The organism is Lyngbya sp. PCC 8106 (genome assembly GCF_000169095.1).
Classification (GTDB): Bacteria; Cyanobacteriota; Cyanobacteriia; order Cyanobacteriales; family Microcoleaceae; genus Capilliphycus.
In genome coordinates, this window is record NZ_AAVU01000017.1 from 72,602 (window position 1) to 90,070 (window position 17,469).

16 protein-coding genes and 1 other RNA gene are annotated in these 17,469 nt (G+C 43.2%); 8 read left to right on the forward strand and 9 right to left on the reverse strand.

The features are described 5' to 3' along the window. Nucleotides 1–55: 55 nt before the first annotated feature. A complete protein-coding gene (locus L8106_RS13265; RefSeq protein ID WP_009784830.1) occupies nt 56–1,684 on the forward strand; it encodes a ShlB/FhaC/HecB family hemolysin secretion/activation protein in 1,629 nt (542 codons plus the stop codon). 1 nt (nt 1,685) lies between these two features. Here the strand turns inward: L8106_RS13265 and L8106_RS13270 are convergent, their stop codons facing one another. The 3 genes from L8106_RS13270 to rnpB form a co-directional block, all read right to left on the reverse strand. Further along, the gene (locus L8106_RS13270; RefSeq protein WP_009784831.1) at nt 1,686–2,747 is read right to left on the reverse strand and encodes a Gfo/Idh/MocA family protein; all 1,062 of its coding nucleotides are present in this window, start codon (nt 2,745–2,747) and stop codon (nt 1,686–1,688) included. Nucleotides 2,748–2,796: 49 nt separating this feature from the next. Beyond that, nucleotides 2,797–3,525 (reverse strand): ribonuclease III, encoded by a 729-nt coding sequence (rnc, locus tag L8106_RS13275; protein ID WP_009784832.1) that lies wholly within the window; start codon nt 3,523–3,525, stop codon nt 2,797–2,799. A 43-nt stretch (nt 3,526–3,568) separates the two neighbouring features. Next, nucleotides 3,569–4,008: RNase P RNA component class A (gene rnpB / locus L8106_RS29605), an RNA gene on the reverse strand. 147 nt (nt 4,009–4,155) lie between these two features. Here rnpB and L8106_RS13280 point away from each other — a divergent pair. Continuing rightward, a complete protein-coding gene (locus L8106_RS13280; RefSeq protein WP_009784833.1) occupies nt 4,156–5,466 on the forward strand; it encodes a serine hydrolase in 1,311 nt (436 codons plus the stop codon). A gap of 28 nt (nt 5,467–5,494) precedes the next feature. Then, nucleotides 5,495–6,310: an alpha/beta fold hydrolase gene (locus L8106_RS13285; protein ID WP_009784834.1), complete on the forward strand. Its 816-nt coding sequence runs from the start codon at nt 5,495–5,497 to the stop codon at nt 6,308–6,310. Nucleotides 6,311–6,351: 41 nt separating this feature from the next. Here L8106_RS13285 and L8106_RS13290 read toward each other — a convergent pair whose 3' ends face one another. From L8106_RS13290 to carA, 5 genes are all read right to left on the reverse strand, one after another. Next, complete coding sequence (locus L8106_RS13290) at nt 6,352–6,636, reverse strand: DUF1816 domain-containing protein (protein WP_009784835.1); 285 nt, start codon at nt 6,634–6,636, stop codon at nt 6,352–6,354. Nucleotides 6,637–6,939: 303 nt separating this feature from the next. Next, nucleotides 6,940–7,827: a 23S rRNA (guanosine(2251)-2'-O)-methyltransferase RlmB gene (rlmB, locus tag L8106_RS13295; RefSeq protein ID WP_009784836.1), complete on the reverse strand. Its 888-nt coding sequence runs from the start codon at nt 7,825–7,827 to the stop codon at nt 6,940–6,942. 44 nt (nt 7,828–7,871) lie between these two features. Further along, entirely contained in the window at nt 7,872–8,264 is a 393-nt protein-coding gene (locus L8106_RS13300; protein ID WP_009784837.1) for a Mini-ribonuclease 3, read from the reverse strand. Nucleotides 8,265–8,356: 92 nt separating this feature from the next. After that, a complete protein-coding gene (locus tag L8106_RS13305; RefSeq protein WP_009784838.1) occupies nt 8,357–8,704 on the reverse strand; it encodes an STAS domain-containing protein in 348 nt (115 codons plus the stop codon). Between the two features lie 132 nt (nt 8,705–8,836). Further along, nucleotides 8,837–9,988: a glutamine-hydrolyzing carbamoyl-phosphate synthase small subunit gene (carA, locus tag L8106_RS13310; protein ID WP_009784839.1), complete on the reverse strand. Its 1,152-nt coding sequence runs from the start codon at nt 9,986–9,988 to the stop codon at nt 8,837–8,839. 343 nt (nt 9,989–10,331) lie between these two features. Here carA and L8106_RS13315 point away from each other — a divergent pair, with 343 nt between their 5' ends. From L8106_RS13315 to ppk1, 4 genes are all read left to right on the forward strand, one after another. Beyond that, complete coding sequence (locus L8106_RS13315; RefSeq protein ID WP_009784840.1) at nt 10,332–10,955, forward strand: TIGR02281 family clan AA aspartic protease; 624 nt, start codon at nt 10,332–10,334, stop codon at nt 10,953–10,955. 54 nt (nt 10,956–11,009) lie between these two features. Continuing rightward, nucleotides 11,010–11,621: a hypothetical protein gene (locus L8106_RS13320; RefSeq protein WP_009784841.1), complete on the forward strand. Its 612-nt coding sequence runs from the start codon at nt 11,010–11,012 to the stop codon at nt 11,619–11,621. A gap of 127 nt (nt 11,622–11,748) precedes the next feature. Then, a complete protein-coding gene (locus L8106_RS13325; RefSeq protein WP_009784842.1) occupies nt 11,749–12,264 on the forward strand; it encodes a hypothetical protein in 516 nt (171 codons plus the stop codon). A gap of 442 nt (nt 12,265–12,706) precedes the next feature. Further along, a complete protein-coding gene (ppk1, locus tag L8106_RS13330) occupies nt 12,707–14,860 on the forward strand; it encodes a polyphosphate kinase 1 (RefSeq protein WP_009784843.1) in 2,154 nt (717 codons plus the stop codon). 159 nt (nt 14,861–15,019) lie between these two features. Here the strand turns inward: ppk1 and L8106_RS13335 are convergent, their stop codons facing one another. Next, complete coding sequence (locus tag L8106_RS13335) at nt 15,020–15,763, reverse strand: PEP-CTERM sorting domain-containing protein (protein ID WP_009784844.1); 744 nt, start codon at nt 15,761–15,763, stop codon at nt 15,020–15,022. 750 nt (nt 15,764–16,513) lie between these two features. On the opposite strand from L8106_RS13335, the gene rpsB reads away from it, so the two are divergent. Continuing rightward, on the forward strand, nt 16,514–17,347 hold the full coding sequence (gene rpsB, locus L8106_RS13340) for a 30S ribosomal protein S2 (protein ID WP_009784845.1): 834 nt from the start codon (nt 16,514–16,516) through the stop codon (nt 17,345–17,347). Nucleotides 17,348–17,469: the final 122 nt, after the last annotated feature.

Sequence of the window (17,469 nt, forward strand, 5' to 3'; positions counted from 1 at the left end):
ATATAATTTGTTGATAATATTTCTTTTTTTATGGGCAACAGGGGTTTCACAGTCTATGACTTCTCCTCTTCTAGCTGCATCCCCACTACTGACTCAAAATTCTTATCCTCAATTCCCTCCTGCCCTCCCCCCTCCCGAGGAACTTCTGCCCTCTCCAACCCCCGATTATACCCCAACAGAACCCAATTTAGAAGAATCACAAACCCTGGTCATTGAACAATTTATTTTTGAAGGCAATACCGCCTTTTCTAATCAAGAATTAGCCGCAGTCACTCAATCTTTTCTCAATCGTCCGATTACATTTGCTGAACTTTTACAAGCTCGGTCTGCGGTCACAGATTTGTATGTGAGCAACGGTTATATTACCTCTGGGGCATTAATTCCCCCTCAAACCTTAGAAGCAGAAGTCGTCAAAATTCAAATTGTTGAAGGCGAAATTTCAGAATTAAATATTACTGGAACTGGACGCTTAAACTCTAATTATGTTCGCTCTCGACTCAAAAAAGCAACCTCAAAACCACTCAATCAAAATCATCTTTTAGAAGCTCTACAACTCCTACAACTAAATCCAGTAATTGCCACCATTTCGGCTGAACTCTCGGCTGGAATTCGTCCAGGTGAAAGTATTCTCAATGTTGAGTTTCAAAGCGCCGATACATTTACACTTAAAGCTTTTAGTGATAATAGTCGCCCGCCCAGTGTCGGCACTTTTAGGCGAGGAATAGAAGTGATCGAAGGGAATTTATTTGGGCAAGGAGATCGCTTGAATGGAGTTTATAGTAATACAGAAGGGAGTAATATTATTGATATTGCTTATGATTTTCCGATTAATTCTCGCAATGGAACAGTCGGAATTTATTTCAACTATACCGATAGTCAAGTCATTGAACAACCCTTTGAAGATCTCAATATTGAAGCCAATAGTTACACCTATGAATTTCGCTACCGCCAACCGATTATTCAAACCCCCCAACAAGAACTCACTTTAGGTTTAGCCCTCACTCGTCGAGAAACAGATACCTCAATTTTGGGAGTCGGTTTTCCCCTTTCACGAGGCGCAGAAAATAACGGAGAAACTCGTCTATCGATCATGCGATTTTATCAAGAATATGTTCATCGAGGGGCAAAACAAGTGTTAGCGGCGCGATCGCAATTTAGCTTAGGAGTTGGGGCATTAAATGCCACCATTAATAATAATGACGAACCCGATAGTCGATATTTAGCATGGCGAGGACAGGCGCAGTGGTTGCGGTTATTGGCACCTGATACGGTATTATTAATACGATCAGAGATTCAACTGTCAAATGAAGAATTAATTCCCCTCGAACAGATCGGGCTAGGGGGATTTGAAACCGTGCGAGGATATCGTCAGGATTCGTTACTTCGGGATAATGCAGCGTTTGCTTCAGTAGAGTTACGCTATCCTGTGCTGCGAACCTCCAATGGTGAAGGCGTTTTACAACTGACTCCCTTTGTGGATCTCGGTCGGGCTTGGAATGCTAACTCAGAGTTAGAGATCGACTCTAGAACATTATTTTCGGTTGGTTTAGGCTTACGTTGGCAATACAGCGATCGCCTAACGTTAAAGTTTGACTGGGGGATTCCGCTAACCGATGTTGATTCACGGGAACGAACTTTACAAGAAAATGGGATTTACTTTTCTATCGATTGGAATCTATTTTAAACTAAAGTTGAATCGGTTTTCCGCCTTGTTGGAGAGATTCACTTAAACCACAAAGAACCCGGACTAAATCCGTTCCCACTTCACCTGAAGAAATCGAACACACCTGATTTTGACGAACACAATTTAAAAAGCGATCGCAAACTTGGGCTAAAGGTTCCCTCGGTTCAACCTCCACTTTTTCACATTCAACTCCTGCGGCTTTCCATCCTTGATCAATTGTCTCTAAATACCCTCGCTGCAAAGTTAACGGTTGATCTTTTAACATCTCATCAAAAATCAACGTTCCTTCACTCCCGACTACCGCTAAACGTCGCTGTTTATCAGGATTCAACCAACAAAAATGTAAAAAAGCTTGAAAACCTGACTCATAACGAATCGTCGCCATCACCAAATCAGACAACCCTGGAATCCGATTAGAAACTGGAAAACTCGGACTATTGAGATCAAAACTGCGATCCGGTTGTAGCCACACAGTCCCTGTCGCTTGTACCTCAATCGGTTTTTGTCCCAACCAAGTATTAAAAATCCCAATATCGTGAATCGCCAAATCCCACAACACATCTACATCCTGTCGCACCGGTTCGAGGTGAGTTCGCGTCGCATACCCATACCGCAATTGTCCTAAGCGTCCTTGTTCAATCACCGCTTGACCTTGAGTAACCGCCGGGTGAAACAAATAGGTATGATCGATAAACAGTTGACGATTATGCTGTTTAGCCAAGTTACAAAGGCTCTGTGACTCCGAGAGTTTGAGCGTGAGAGGTTTTTCAGCAAAAACATGATAACCCCGCTCTAGAGCCTCAGAAATCAAAGTGTAGTGAGTTGAAGCTGGAGTGGCAATCACAACCGCATCCAGTTCATAACCGTTAATCACCTTTAACCAATCCGTCTCCAACTTAACCCGCTCATCCAACTTCAAGCGTTCCTTCACCATTTGGAGTTGTTGAAAACGAGGATCAGCGATCGCTACCAGTTGGGCTTGAGGATGCTGATTAAAATTGCGAATCAGATGCGTTCCCCAACGACCCGCCCCAAAAATAGCAATTTTGATCGGATTTGTCATAGATTTAATAATGGGCTTAATGGTTCGTAATCGCAATACAACAGTCAAATCAATCTAGATTTTGCTTCTTCGGAGAAATCACCAAAGCTGTATACGCTTCTTGAGCAGCTACTTGTTCTGCTGCCTTAATCGAACGTCCGCGACCTTCACCGACGGGTTTACCTTGAAACCAAACTTGCGCCGTGTACCGCTCCTCATCGCCCATCGGCCCACTTTCTGTAACCGTATATTCAGGTAAAACTTTGTAATGACTTTGCGTCCACTCTTGCAGTGCCGCTTTGTAGTTTTGACGGGCGGGATCCCGTAAAATCTGGGTAGCACCCTTTTGGAAGTGAGGTTCCAGCCAAGGATGGATCAGTTGTAAATTGTGGGTACTCAAATAAAAAGCCGCCAATATTGCTTCCAGACAGTCAGCTAGACGGGACTGTTCACCCATGCGATCTTGCGCCGCACTCCCACCAATCAGCAAATATCGACCCATGCCATAACTTTCAGCAATTTCTGCCAAAAACCGATCGCTAACTAACACAGAGCGAATTGCACTAAACTCTCCGACCGGTTGCTTGGGATAAGTTTCCCACAAAAATTCAGAAGCCGCTAGTCGTACAACAGCATCTCCCACAAATTCTAACTGCTCATAGTTAGCTTCCATTGAGATCGAAGGATGCGTTAGGGCCAGATCTAACAAATGCCACTGAATGGCGTCTTGTTCCGACAGTCCCAAACGTTCAACCAGCTTCTGTAACTGACGTTGGCGGTTTGGATAGCCGATTTTCATTTTAACTTTTCTCAAATATTATTAGTTCGGAGTTTTCCGAAAAAGAGAGAGCCAGACATAAGCCGGATTCTGTTTTCTCAACTGTATACAGTCAAGAGGGCAATTATCTATCTGGGATGTTTGTTACCAAACACCTCAAGCGGTACCTCTTAAACCGGAACGGGGAAAAGACCAACCTTAGTTCCTCCGACCTTGCTCCCACCTGGGGTTTACCGAGCCAACGCCTCTCGACGTTGCTGGTGCGCTCTTACCGCACCTTTGCACCCTTACCAACAACAGATGATTAGTTCTAGGTGATCAGCTCTCAGGGGTCTTCCCTGTAACCTGTAACCTGTCCCCTGTTCCCTATTCTTGGCGGTATTTTTCTGTGGCACTATCCTCACGATCACTCGCACTGGGCGTTATCCAGCAGGTTTAGTCTTTTGGGAGTCCGGACTTTCCTCAGACTCAGGTATTGAGTCCGCAATTGCCTTCGCTGACTCTCTCTAATTCATAGTATCTCACAATAGGATGCTTCTATCAGGGGTGAAAACCGTTAGCATACCGAATGTGACTCAGCCACATTTACAGAAGTCTAGGTTGTGATGTTTAATTAACGGTATTGTGCGAGGGCTGTGTGAGGAGAACTAAATGCCGCGACTATTTCGTTTGGCCACCACTGGGATCAGTAGTTTGGCGATCGCCTTTTGTGTAGGATTAACTCAAACGTTACCAATGTGGGCTTCATCCAATGATGTTTATGGTGCCCGTTCTTTAAGTGAATTAATTGAACTACGCGATCAAATTATTCAGGAATTAGAAACTCCAGTTCAAGACTCTTCTGAATCGGGTTTTTTAAATTCTTTATTATCTGAATCTCCCTCATTGAGTCAGGATAAAATCTTATTTCAGAAGTTAAAAGATGTAGAACTTCAAATTTTAATCGAACAGCGCTCAAATGATAACTGGAAACAAGCGATTCATTTAGCCACAGAAGCGACAAAAGATGACTCAAACACTTCAGATTCCCTCGCTCACAAAAAACAAATCAAAGTTCTTTGGCAACAAGCAATCGGTAATCTCCACGAAATTTCTGAAAGTTCATTGATTGCTGCTCAAGCATCTCAAAAAATCCAAGACTATGAGACGAGCTTAACTTACTTAATCCAAGATATTCAACTCGCTCAAGCGTCATTCCTGGAAAATATTCGCACGGAAAGCCGATTATCAACAACCGCGATGATTAGTGTTTGTAATCTTAACCGAGATTGCGCTCATCTCCGAGGTGAAGATCCTCCCGCTAGTCCAGCAAGTTTGATTAAAGTTCCAATTGCTGTTGCCCTGTTAGAGAAGATTTCTAAAGAAAATATTAGTCTCGAAGAACAAGTCTATGTCGATGGTGGAAACTTCACCGAAGATGCTTCCTCAATTCGAGCTAGAACTAGCTATTCTCTCAATCAATTAATGGGAGAAATGATTGATCATAGTAGTAATATTGCGACCAATCAACTGATTGATTATTTAGGTCAAGATTATATTAATCAAACGCTGGAAAAACAAGGCTATAAAGAAACCAAAGTTAAATTCAAATTAATGGGGGATCGGATTATGCCAAAACGTCCGGGAAGTGGTAAAAATCGCCTCACAAGCAGCGAACTCACGGAAATGATGATTAAAACCTATAATCACGAATATCCGAATGCTGATGCTTTAATTCAAGCTCTTAATCGTCAGTATGATCGAGAAATTGGTTATCAGGCTTTAGAGGATTTAGTAGACGCTCAATGGTTGGGTGAAAAAACAGGTCAAAATTCTCGTATGATTGGTACAACTTTAGCCGTGAGTATTGATGGAGAACAGTATGTGATTACGGTGATTGATAACAACACAGGTAAGATTCCTGAAATTCGTAAAGCTATCTCTAAAATTGCCGATCATCTTCAACAAAACGGTCATCTTTAATTGTTGTTTTTAATGATTATCTAGAACGATGGAACCTTTACCGCTTAATGTCAAAATTCAAGGCGAAGGATTTCCTATTCTTTGTCTTCATGGTCATCCGGGTTCTCGTCAATGTATGTCGGTTTTTACCGATTATTTATCCCGTCGGTTTCAAACCCTAACACCTGACTTACGCGGATATGGTCAAAGTCGAGTTTCTCAAAGCTTTCAAATGCAAGATCATTTAATTGATTTAGAGAACTTACTCGATCAACTTAATATTCAGCATTGTCTCATTTTAGGATGGTCTTTAGGGGGAATACTCGCCCTGGAACTGGCATTAAAATTTCCTCAACGAATTACAGGATTAATCCTGGTTGCAACAGCAGCTTATCCTCGCGGAAGCCATCCTCCGATCACGTTACTCGATAATATTTATACAGGTTTAGCCGGAATCATTAACTGGTTTATTCCCGGTTGGGATTGGAATATTAATACTTTTGGGAAGCGATCGCTGTTTAGATATCTGATTCAACAGCATACACCTACCGCCTACCAATATCTCGCTCGGGAAGCCGTACCCGCTTATCTCCAAACCTCACGTTATGCAACTCAAGCTTTAAATCAAACCCTCAGAGCTAGGTACAATCGTCAAGCCGATCTCGATCAGATCCAATGTCCCTGTTTGGTGTTAGCAGGTGAAGCGGATCGTCATATTACCGCCGAGTCGAGCCAAGCCACCGCTCAACATCTCCAAAATGCTCAGTTTTATTGTTATCCTCAAACTGCTCATCTTTTTCCCTGGGAAATTCCGCAACAGGTTCAAGGCGATATTGAAAACTGGCTAAATACTGAAATTCTCTAGCCAGTACCCTGTCTCTTGTTCTCTATTCCCCGTTCGCGATGCTAAGATTGAGGACTAAAAACAGGAATAACCCGTTGATTGATTGTCGTTGTTTCGAGATCTTCAGCAACCGTTAGGCGAGACGGTTTATCACGTTTCACGAAAACTGTGTAGGTGTTCACGCCTTCACTTTCAATGTCTTCTACATAACCGACTTTCGCAAAATGGGCATCTTGGGCGGTCAAAAACGGGCCAAAGTAATAAGTACAATCTGGATCTGTCGTCATGATTTTTACCCAAAATGCCAACCCAAAGAAATTGAGCAAGTTAATCAAAAGTTCTTTCATGTCTGTTTTCCGTTGATCAAATGTTAGAAATGTTTGTTTGCAACTCGATCAAATCTGTCAGCGAGCAGATAAAGTTGGTAATGATGTTCTCTCAAGTTTTACGAATCAGTCTTCACACTTTGTTACCAGTCTCGCATTTCTTTTTTCAATCATTTCGTTGGACTTGCGACCCGTTTACCTTTTCCCCACAGACACCCTTCTTCAGTGCCTCATAGAAGCCGATCTTACATCGTTACTTTATCTTAATCTTCTACTCTCAGACAGAGTTTATTTATACGGTTTAACCAAAAAGGAGTTGGAGAATTATTGACCAGACCGACGCTGACGATAAATCTCATAGAGTGCCATTCCTGTCGCCACTGAAACGTTCAGGCTAGGGGTCTGTCCGACCAAAGGAATTGACACTAAAATATCACAACTCTGCTCAATTAACCGAGTTAAACCTTGACCTTCACTCCCCACAACTAAGACTACAGGGCCGCTAAACTTAACCGTGTACAAAGGTTGATCCGCCGTTGCAGATGTACCGTAAATCCAAAAACCAGCTTGTTTGAGTTCTTCGAGAGCGCGATTGAGATTGACAACGCGAGCAACGGGAAACGTTTCTAATGCACCTGCGGCTACTTTCATCACCGTTGAGGTAATGCCTACAGCCCGACGTTGAGGTAAAATTAGTCCAGAGACACCGATCGCTTCTGATGTGCGGATAATCGCACCTAAGTTATGGGGATCAGTTAACCCTTCGGCCATCACGATTACAGGTTCAGAACTTGCCGCTTTAGCCAGATCAATTAACTCTGAGAGTTCCTTATACGCATAAGGTGAGACTTGAGCAACAATACCTTGATGATTGGTTCCCGGTGCAATTTGATCGAGACGTTGATTGCTCACCCTATCAATGAGCGTACCATTTGCCTTGGCAGTAGACAAGCCTTTTTGAAACCGATTATCGGATTGGAGTTGGGGAACCATCCAAATGCGATTCAGCGATCGCTCATTTTCAAGCGCGGCTAGAACAGTATGACGACCATAAATTAAGTCAGTGTCTGTCTCCTCTTGGTTTGGGGAGTCGAACCCAGATTGAGGCGAAGGAATTTGAGGGGAGTGCGATCGCACTGGATTAATTTTCCGCTTTGGTCGATGGCGTTGACCCTGAGAGTTCGGTTGCGGACGTTGGGAATCTTTACTCATTTTTACCATCCCCCTGTTCAGCTTCCACTGGATCTAATAATCGATTAACTTTCACTATTCAAGTCTAACTGTGCGAGTAATTGAGACAAACGTTCGGGATCAGTTAAGTAGAGATATCCCACTAAAGTCTCCAGACTGGTTGCGAGTTGATAGGTTTGCTGATCAATCCGTTTTGGGCCTTTAACCGCCGCATTTCGTCCCCGACGAACCACCTCTAATTCTGCTGTTGAGAGATAGGGTTCAAGCGATCGCAAATGACGAGCTTGAGTCTCTGCTCTAACTTGAGAAACAACAAGCTGGTGATAAAGTTGCGATCGCTTCGGAGGTATGAGATAAAAGTGACGGATGTACAACTCATAAACCGCATCTCCCAGATAAGCCCAAGATGCCGGAGACAGTTGTTGAACTTGTTCAGGTTTGATCGGGGAATGATCCATTAGCTCCCATAAAACATCAGCCAGACAGCAAGCTGGCCGATCTTTAAGTCTTTTGTTAGATATAGACAGCGCTCTCGGTTCACTATGAGGATTTATTTATCTATATTCTCGACCGCAGCTTCTACTGAAGACTGCAAGGAGAGAAACTTTTCCAAGCGAACTAGCTTGACGGTCTGGGTAACACGAGGGTTGGTTACAATCTGTAACGTTCCACCTTCGGTCTGAGCCTTCTTGACAAGCTGTACAAGTGCGCCTAGCCCAGAGCTATCTACAAAATCGATTTGAGACAAGTCCAATACGATGTTTGTCGGTCCACCTTCGATACACTTACTCACAACCTTTCGGAATGTTGCTTCCGAGAAAGCATCGAGTAGGCCCGTCAGACGGAACAACTGATATTTATCTTTGACATCGCGATTGCCCCTTAGGCTTACGGTCAAGTTTAATTGCTCAGGAATAGCACCCTCCTAACTCAAGTAGTGCGTACATTGCCGATCCAGTATAGTTTATTTTTGTCAAATTGTCTAGCATTTTGCTGGACTCCATCTTCGTGTGCGCCCGTCCCGCCCAAGTTACTGACTTTTCGACTTTTCCATCTGTTGAACAAACTGTTCAAACAAATAATCTGCATCGTGAGGGCCAGGACTCGCTTCCGGGTGATATTGTACCGAGAAAAAGGGCAAATTCTTGTGCTTCAATCCCGCAACCGTGCGATCATTGAGATTAAGATGAGTAATTTCTACCCCATCGGCCAAACTATCCGGGTTAATCGCAAATCCGTGATTTTGGCTGGTAATCTCCACCTGTCGTTGTAAGCCTGCCGGCTGGTTTAACCCTCGATGACCGAACTTGAGCTTAAACGTTTCGGCTCCCATAGACAAGCCTAAAATTTGATGTCCCATACAGATCCCAAACACAGGCTTACTGGACTTGAGCAGTTCGCGAGTGGTCGCAATCCCCTCAGTCACCGTTGCCGGATCTCCGGGGCCATTAGAGAGAAAAATCCCATCTGGATTGTACTTGAGAATCTCCTCAGCGCTAGTATCAGCCGGAACCACAACCACCCGACATCCATAACTGGCTAAACGGCGCAAAATATTTCGTTTAATCCCAAAATCAATCGCTACCACCGTATAACGAGGTTCTACAGCCTCTCCGGAAGACAACGAAGGACTAAACTCCCAAATCCGATCCGTGGCTTGCGACCATTCATACATGGTCTTAGTGGTTACTTCCTTGACCAAATTCAACCCCGCCATACTGGGAGCTTGTTCCACCTGACTTCGCAATTCAGCCGGATCAAGAATTTCGGTAGAAATCGCCCCATTCATCGCCCCAACCGTGCGAATTTTGCGGGTGAGAGCGCGAGTATCAATCCCATAAATCCCCGGAATCTGATGCTGTTTGAGGTAGTCAGACAAAGATTGAGTCGAACGCCAGTTACTCGGACGAGTACAAATATTACGAGCAATCGCCCCCCGAACTTGAGGACGCTGGGATTCTTCATCTTCGGGATTCACCCCTGTATTTCCCAACTCCGGATAAGTAAACGTAACGATTTGTCCTAAATAACTCGGATCAGTCAAGACTTCCTGATACCCAGTCATCCCGGTATTAAACACAACTTCTCCGACCACAGTTCCAGACGCACCAAAAGACCAACCTCGAAAAGTGGTCCCATCAGCAAGAACGAGTAGGGCGGGTTGAGCAGAAACAAGCGACATGGACTTTTCGACCTACAACTGAAGTGATCATTGTTGATTATCCCAAACCTTGTAGCGCAGAAATGTGTTCTTACAGATAGTTTGTCATTTTTACCTCACCTCAGCTTCATTCTGACTCCGATCTGATCACCAGAAGTTCTGATCTTCTCAAGTCACGCCATACCAACGACTCAACCCTGTTGATAAAATAGAGATGAACCCTTAATTGGGGGTCTTATGATCGGCTTACGGGTTATTCTCTCATCGCTACATTCGCCGAATCAGCTCCTAACGCCCTTTATCCTTTCTTCAGAATTTCACAATTTTAGTTTTGTAGTGTTCAAAAACAGTTGAGGTCGGCATCATGAATGAAAACTTAACATTATCAATTTATAACCTTCAAGTCCTCCAGACTGATCAACCCTTTAAACCGATCCAGTGGCTAATGATCTTGGCCTTGATGAGCGGATTTCTCGTCGTCCCTGGAGTCCGGGCGATCGCTCAAGAACTTCCGGGCTGTTTTCTGAAAAATAAAGCGGGAAACTATGTTCGTCTGAATAATATCTGCATTTTTCCAGACTCCACGTTTGATCCGACTTCGACTGCGAGTGCTACACCCGGAGTCTACAGCGCCCAAATCATCCGTCGTCAAGGGGGAATTCCCGTGATTGAAGTCATTTTTAATCAAAATCAAACCTTTGAGATGTTAGTCGATACAGGTGCGAGTGGGACGGCGATCACCCCGGTTATGGCTGAACTTCTTGGAGTGATTCCCACCGCCAAAGCCAGAGCAGATACACCCAGTCAGAGAAATGCTGAATTTGAGATTGGTTTAGTCGAGTCTGTTAGCGTTGGTGGGGCAACAATGTCCAATCTTCCCGTAGCGATCGCCCCGGCTTTGGGTCTGGGACTTCTTGGCCAGGATTTCTTTGGCCGCTACGATGTCACAATTAAAGAAGATGTGATCGAATTTAGGGAACGCAGTTGAACGTTGCTATCATCTAAAAGATAAGTCAGCTTTGCAATGAATTGGGGTTCGTGAATGCTTACAGAAATTGTTCGTCCACTGGTTCGCACACAGATTCGTCTGTTAGCCAACTCCAACAGCACTCGCCAAACTCTCGTTCAAACCATTAGCCGATGGTTGGGTTATTTGGGTGTAGAAGCACAGGTCAATCAACTTGAGAGCAATTGCGATCAAATTCAGGTGACTTTACAAGTCAAAAAACCGCAAACTTGCGATTCGACAGACTGGCAAAAGATTATTGATAATATTGGCAATGAGGCGAATATTCCCTCGACCCCTTCCAGCAATGGCTTAACTTACGATCAAATTTCGCCTAAACAACAGGTCAAATTACAACGTTTGTTGGCTTATATGATTCAAGTCGAGCAACCTGAGTCTGAAACGGATTGGGATCGCGTGTTACCCATTATTGAAAATCTAGAGTTAGAGCCTGAGTTAGTTGCGGGAATTCGATCGGCTTTAAGAATTCCTCAATCTTTGGATCTTTTAGTTGAGGGATTAGAGCCTGATGTCGCCGCGATCGCACTTGAAAAAGCTGTGGCTATTGCGTTATTGGATCGTCGAGTCAATTCTGAAGAAGATCGGGCTTTAAGTCTTTTATTAGAAGCAATGAAGCGTTCTGTCTAAGTCGGTTATATTGAGGGTATAAATAAATAGTTAATCATAACTCTCTTTTGCATAAGTTTTGCGAGCAGAGGTTAATAGTGTCCTGTCGAGACTGTGATCACCACCCGAAATTAAACCCTGAAATACAATGATTTCTGACACCCCCAACTCATCAGAATCCAACTCGGAAGAACAGGAAGACATAAAGCGCGATCTTCTCAGAGGTCGAGAATTTACACTGGCTGATGTCATTAGACAAGAAGGAGGTTCTTTTATGAAAGGAGAATCTCCAGTTCCCAAACTTGTGCAAGTCAAAACTGAAATCAATAATTTTATTAACTCTAATTTGTCTGATAATTCCGGGGCATTACAGGCGATTCTGTATCGTTGGGTTGATCAAGATATAGTCCGAGTTAGTCAACATCTAGATCATCCATTGCAGGCTTTGTTGGGGCTACTAGAATCAATCGTAGAGAATCCCCCTATCCTTTATGAGCTAGTCCGTCAGGTCGATATGAAATGGGGACATATGAATGATGAACGGCCTCACTTTCAGCGTCCTGGACAGTTGCCTCACCCCAATGATGAATACACTCACGAGTCAGTTGATCAGCAGCTTTGTGAACTGATTTGTTGCCTCAAATCTGAGCTTGAACCAAAATAACAGAACGTCGCCAGAGTGACCCATATCAAACTGCTGACTATGATTGACCCCAAATGAAGATTGAGCATCAAATTGTTCAGGACTTAACTAAATTCTAAATGTAGAATTCTGAGTTCTAAAGCGCGAGATTGATTGAGGCGAGTACAAAGACCTCTATTTTTTATTAATTATCCAATGTTCAGAATTGATAATTGATTACTCATAATTCGTTGAATTTCCCTCAGACTTTCAGGTGATCAATTTATAATTTATAATTCTGCTGATCAGCAAAACACAGGCTGAATTGAGCGACAAAGAAAAAGTTTAACATTTTGTTAACGACTGACTTCCCTCGCAGTGCTAAACTTCTCATCATTACCAGAACGCTGGACTTTCCGCACTAGATATCTGCAATTGCAGTAATTAATTATACTGATTGGACAACCTCCTTACACATAAGACTATGGCAAAAACCGAAAAAACCGAAACCAAAGCATCTGACAACATTAATTTAGGCGATCCCAAATACTACTTTAATCGAGAATTAAGTTGGCTAGAGTTTAACCGTCGAGTCTTAGCAGAAGCCCTAGACTCACGCACCCCTCTGATTGAACGTCTAAAATTCTTAGCCATTTATAGCTCTAACCTCGATGAATTCTTCATGGTACGAGTCGCAGGTTTGAAGCGGCAAAAAGAAGCTCAAGTTAATAAGTTAACCCCCGACGGTCGTACACCGCAACAGCAGCTCAACGAAATTCATCAAAAGCTGCTCCCAATGGTATCTGAACAACACAAATATTTTGAGAAAACCCTCAAACCGGAATTAGTTAAGTTTGGTGTTCATATCCTTAACTATATTGATCTCAACCAAGAACAACGAACCTACCTACAACGCTATTTCGAGGAACAAATTTTTCCGGTTCTCACCCCGTTAGCCATTGATCGCAGTCATCCTTTCCCCTACATCTCCAACCTCAGTCTCAACTTAGCGGTTGTCCTCAAAAACCCAGAAACCAAAGAAGACTTACTCGCTCGCGTCAAAGTCCCCAAACTGCTCCCCCGGTTTGTTCCCCTTCCCGAAAACCTCCGCATCCAGAAAAACGAACAGCCCAGTGTTTGGACAGGAGTTCCTCTCGAACAAGTGATCGCCCATAACCTCGAATCTTTATTTCCGGGAATGGATATCCTAGAATATCATCCCTTCCGCATTACCCGTGATGCTGACTTATCGGTTCAGGAAGATGAAGGGGATGACTTACTTTTAGTGATTGAGCAAGAACTCCGCAAGCGTCGGGTCGGCGGTTCAGTTGTCCGTATGGAAATTAACCCCACCATGCCTTCCTCAATTAAAGAAATGCTCTATGAGGAGATGGAGTTAGAATCTGAAGATATTTACACCGTTGAGGGAGTATTGGGGTTAAAGGATCTGATGTCATTTATGGCGCTCCCTTTACCCGAATTAAAAGACAAATCTTGGCATTCAGTTTCACCTCGGTGGGTGCAACAAAGTGAAGATGTTTTTGATTCCTCTAATAATGGCGAAGCGGCGAAAGATATTTTTTCCACCATTCGCGCCAAAGATGTGTTTGTACATCATCCCTACCAATCTTTTTCCGGCACCGTTCAACGTTTCATCGAACAAGCTGCTTATGATCCCGACGTACTGGCGATCAAAATGACGCTGTACCGCACTTCTGGAGATTCCCCGATTGTTAACGCTTTGATTACAGCCGCTGAAAATGGCAAACAAGTCGCCGCATTAGTCGAACTCAAAGCCCGCTTTGACGAGGAAAATAATATTCAATGGGCGCGTAAGCTTGAAAGTAGTGGCGTTCACGTGGTTTATGGGGTTGTGGGACTCAAAACCCATACAAAAGTGGTGATGGTGGTTCGTCAAGAAGAAGGTAAAATTCGCCGCTATGTTCACATTGGCACGGGCAACTATAACCCCAAAACCGCAAAACTTTATACGGATATTGGTATTTTCACTTGTCGTCAAGATGTAGGGGCGGATCTCACGGATTTATTTAATTTCCTCACCGGACATTCTCGCCAACAATCTTACCGAAAACTATTGATTGCTCCGGTGAATATGCGGGATCGCTTTTTGACGTTTATTCGTCGGGAAATCGAACAGGCAAAACGTGGAGAAACAGGGCGTATTGTCGCGAAGATGAATTCTTTAGTCGATTCGACGATTATTTCGACTTTATACGAAGCTTCTCGCGCTGGGGTGACAATTGATTTAATTGTTCGGGGAATCTGCTGTATACGTCCAGGTTTGAAGGGAATTAGTGACAATATCAAGGTGATTAGTATTGTCGGACGTTTCCTCGAACATTCTCGGATTTTCTACTTTTATAATGGGGGTCAAGAGGAGGTGTATATTGGATCAGCGGATTGGATGCCTCGCAATTTAGATCGACGGGTAGAAGCGGTGACTCCTGTAGAAGATCCAGAAATCGCTAAAGATTTACAAGAAATCTTGGGAACTCTGCTTTGTGATAACCGTCAAGCTTGGGATTTGCAATCAGATGGTGAATATGTTCGCCGTCATTCATCGGATAAAGAGTTGAGCGCTCACCAAATTCTGATGGAAACCGCGATTAAGAGTTAAAAATAGGGGGGATTTGCCCCGTCTCCTATGAGGTGGGGCTAGATTTTTGTTTCTTTTGATCACTCTAAACAATAAAAATAAATAACCCCCACTTTAGATCATTAAAGATGGAGGTTAATTTAGTTATTCGTGATGTTGATTGGAGTTGTTTAGCTAAAATTAGGACTTATTAGCATTCTTGCGACGGCTAATTCCAAAAGCAGCACTAACACCCATCAAAGCTGCAATCATGGAGGGTTCAGGAACACTCGCTGCTGGAGTACCGAGTTTGACTGCAAATACAGCATCGTTGTAGTCCCAATCACTGTCCTCAGTATTGTTATTATCTTCAAGACCAATAATCATCCAATCTTCAAATCCAGCCAGAGTGTAACCTTTAAATTGTCCCGGTGCGCTGCTGAGGCTGAATCCAAAACTTGCGTTGTCGCTTCTGGTGAGTCCAAAATCTAGAGTGCTTCCGGCTTGAAATTCACCTAGAGATAAAGTTGAACCGATGTTTAAGCCAGGTTTACTGTTAGAGTTCTTATTAAAACTACCTACTCCCATACCAGTTCTGGGATCAAGTACATCATCTTTGTAGGCAAAAATATTAGACCATTTATCGTTACTATCACCTGAACTCACTGAGAAATCTAAAACGTTCTTTGTGCTTCCGGCAGCTTCACCTAAAAATACAGCTTCTAGATTGGCGTTGTATTGGTTAACGGTTAAAGGACCTGTGAGGTCAAATTCCTTAAGATTTACACCATCAGACTGAATTTTCATACGGTCTTGAGTGGGTGCAAACTGATAAAAAGCGTCCATTAAGTCATCGATTTCTCCCGCTTGAGCGGGTGCTGTTGCTGCAACTACAGTTGTGAGAGTTGTCAGACTTGTTAATAGAGCAAATAGTTTAGTTTTCATGGGGGGGGGTGACTCCTGATTGAATTTAAAAACTTGAGTATTTTGGGTTTGTGCCAGGCTTTTCTTTTCTTTTTATATCTTAGCTACGATTGACTTTTTTGGAAATAACTTTAGCTCTTTTTTACTGAGTCTTTACATTCTTCAAGTTATCGTTAAGATATAGATATACTAGGACTTTTACAAGACTATAATACTTAAATAAGCTGGTTGTTTGTGTGATGTTGATCACTTTTATTTACGGAGTTTTTTTGAAAAAAAATATGTGAATTTTCCGGGTTTACACGTACTTTTTTGTTTAATTTGCTTTATTGGTTTTGAATTCTCAGTAATTCTACGGATGTTCGTTATGAATTGAATTAAAGATTGGGATTAGAGACCCGTAAAATCTCTGAGTTAGTGTAGTAAAAATTATGCGACTTAGGAAAGTTGACAGACGAGTGAATATCCATTTATACTCTGCCAGTCCAATTTGAAAACGAAATCAAAGTCAAATCGGGGAAAACAAGGTGTAGATACCCGGAGTTATTCCAAGTCCGGCACAAGTCCTTCATCCCCTTGTGTCAACTCAAGACGATTTTAGCTTTGTACAGACTATGCTCTGGCTGGCTAGATCAAAGTAAAAAAGCTCTAGATTTTGCTATAATCGAGAGGTTGTCTAAAATTCGCACATCCAGGGTTTCGGGTGTTTCTGAGCAATGAGCTTCAGAAATCAACCCCCGGATGGAGGATTAACCCGAAAGGAGTTAAATAATGCCTGTTATTAGTCTCGCAGAAATGTTAGAGTCTGGAGTTCACTTCGGACATCAGACTCGTCGTTGGAATCCAAAAATGGCTCCTTACATCTATACAGAGCGTAACGGAGTTCATATCATTGACTTGCTACAAACGGCTCAACTGATGGAGGAAGCTTACGAATATATCAGAAGTTCCTCTGAACAAGGAAAGAAATTTCTATTCGTCGGCACCAAACGTCAAGCTGCGGGGATTATCGCCCAAGAAGCCCAGCGCTGTGGGGGATATTATGTGAACCAACGGTGGTTAGGGGGAATGCTGACCAACTGGACGACCATCAAAACTCGGGTAGACCGACTCAAGGAACTCGAATATCGCCAAGAAAGCGGTCAACTCGATTATCTTCCCAAAAAAGAAGCGTCGATGCTCCGACGAGAACTTGAGAAGCTGCAAAAATATTTAGGTGGCATTAAGTTAATGCGCCGAATTCCTGATGCGGTGGTGATGATTGACCAACGACGGGAACATAACGCGGTGATGGAATGTCGCAAGTTGGGAATTCCGATTATTGCGATGTTGGATACCAACTGTGATCCAGATTTAGCTGATATTCACATTCCTGCTAATGATGACGCAATTCGGGCGATTAAGTTAATCGTTGGTAAATTCGCTGATGCCATTTATGAAGGACGTCACGGCGAGTTAGAGACGGATAGCGATTTTGCAGAAGAATTTGATGAAGACTACGAAGGTGCAGAAGAAGACTTCGAGGAAGAAGAGGTGAGTGGCGAGTCTAGCAACGAAGCTGAAAAAACTGACGAAAAAAGCACCGATTCAGACTCAGAGGAGTAAAATCAACTGAGATTCTGAACTGACTTCAAATTAGCATCAGGGCGCATCAGTCCATTCAAGCCAATTGTTTCGGGGCTTGCGCCCTTTACCTTGAGAATGTGGGCAGCAATTTGTTAATATTT

Coding starts and splice junctions, on each gene's coding strand:
- L8106_RS13265 (WP_009784830.1), top strand. CDS start 56: ATGACTTCTCCTCTTCTAGCTGCATCCCCACTACTGACTCAAAATTCT.
- L8106_RS13270 (WP_009784831.1), bottom strand. CDS start 2,747: ATGACAAATCCGATCAAAATTGCTATTTTTGGGGCGGGTCGTTGGGGA.
- rnc (WP_009784832.1), bottom strand. CDS start 3,525: ATGAAAATCGGCTATCCAAACCGCCAACGTCAGTTACAGAAGCTGGTT.
- L8106_RS13280 (WP_009784833.1), top strand. CDS start 4,156: ATGCCGCGACTATTTCGTTTGGCCACCACTGGGATCAGTAGTTTGGCG.
- L8106_RS13285 (WP_009784834.1), top strand. CDS start 5,495: ATGGAACCTTTACCGCTTAATGTCAAAATTCAAGGCGAAGGATTTCCT.
- L8106_RS13290 (WP_009784835.1), bottom strand. CDS start 6,636: ATGAAAGAACTTTTGATTAACTTGCTCAATTTCTTTGGGTTGGCATTT.
- rlmB (WP_009784836.1), bottom strand. CDS start 7,827: ATGAGTAAAGATTCCCAACGTCCGCAACCGAACTCTCAGGGTCAACGC.
- L8106_RS13300 (WP_009784837.1), bottom strand. CDS start 8,264: ATGGATCATTCCCCGATCAAACCTGAACAAGTTCAACAACTGTCTCCG.
- carA (WP_009784839.1), bottom strand. CDS start 9,988: ATGTCGCTTGTTTCTGCTCAACCCGCCCTACTCGTTCTTGCTGATGGG.
- L8106_RS13315 (WP_009784840.1), top strand. CDS start 10,332: ATGAATGAAAACTTAACATTATCAATTTATAACCTTCAAGTCCTCCAG.
- L8106_RS13320 (WP_009784841.1), top strand. CDS start 11,010: ATGCTTACAGAAATTGTTCGTCCACTGGTTCGCACACAGATTCGTCTG.
- L8106_RS13325 (WP_009784842.1), top strand. CDS start 11,749: ATGATTTCTGACACCCCCAACTCATCAGAATCCAACTCGGAAGAACAG.
- ppk1 (WP_009784843.1), top strand. CDS start 12,707: ATGGCAAAAACCGAAAAAACCGAAACCAAAGCATCTGACAACATTAAT.
- L8106_RS13335 (WP_009784844.1), bottom strand. CDS start 15,763: ATGAAAACTAAACTATTTGCTCTATTAACAAGTCTGACAACTCTCACA.
- rpsB (WP_009784845.1), top strand. CDS start 16,514: ATGCCTGTTATTAGTCTCGCAGAAATGTTAGAGTCTGGAGTTCACTTC.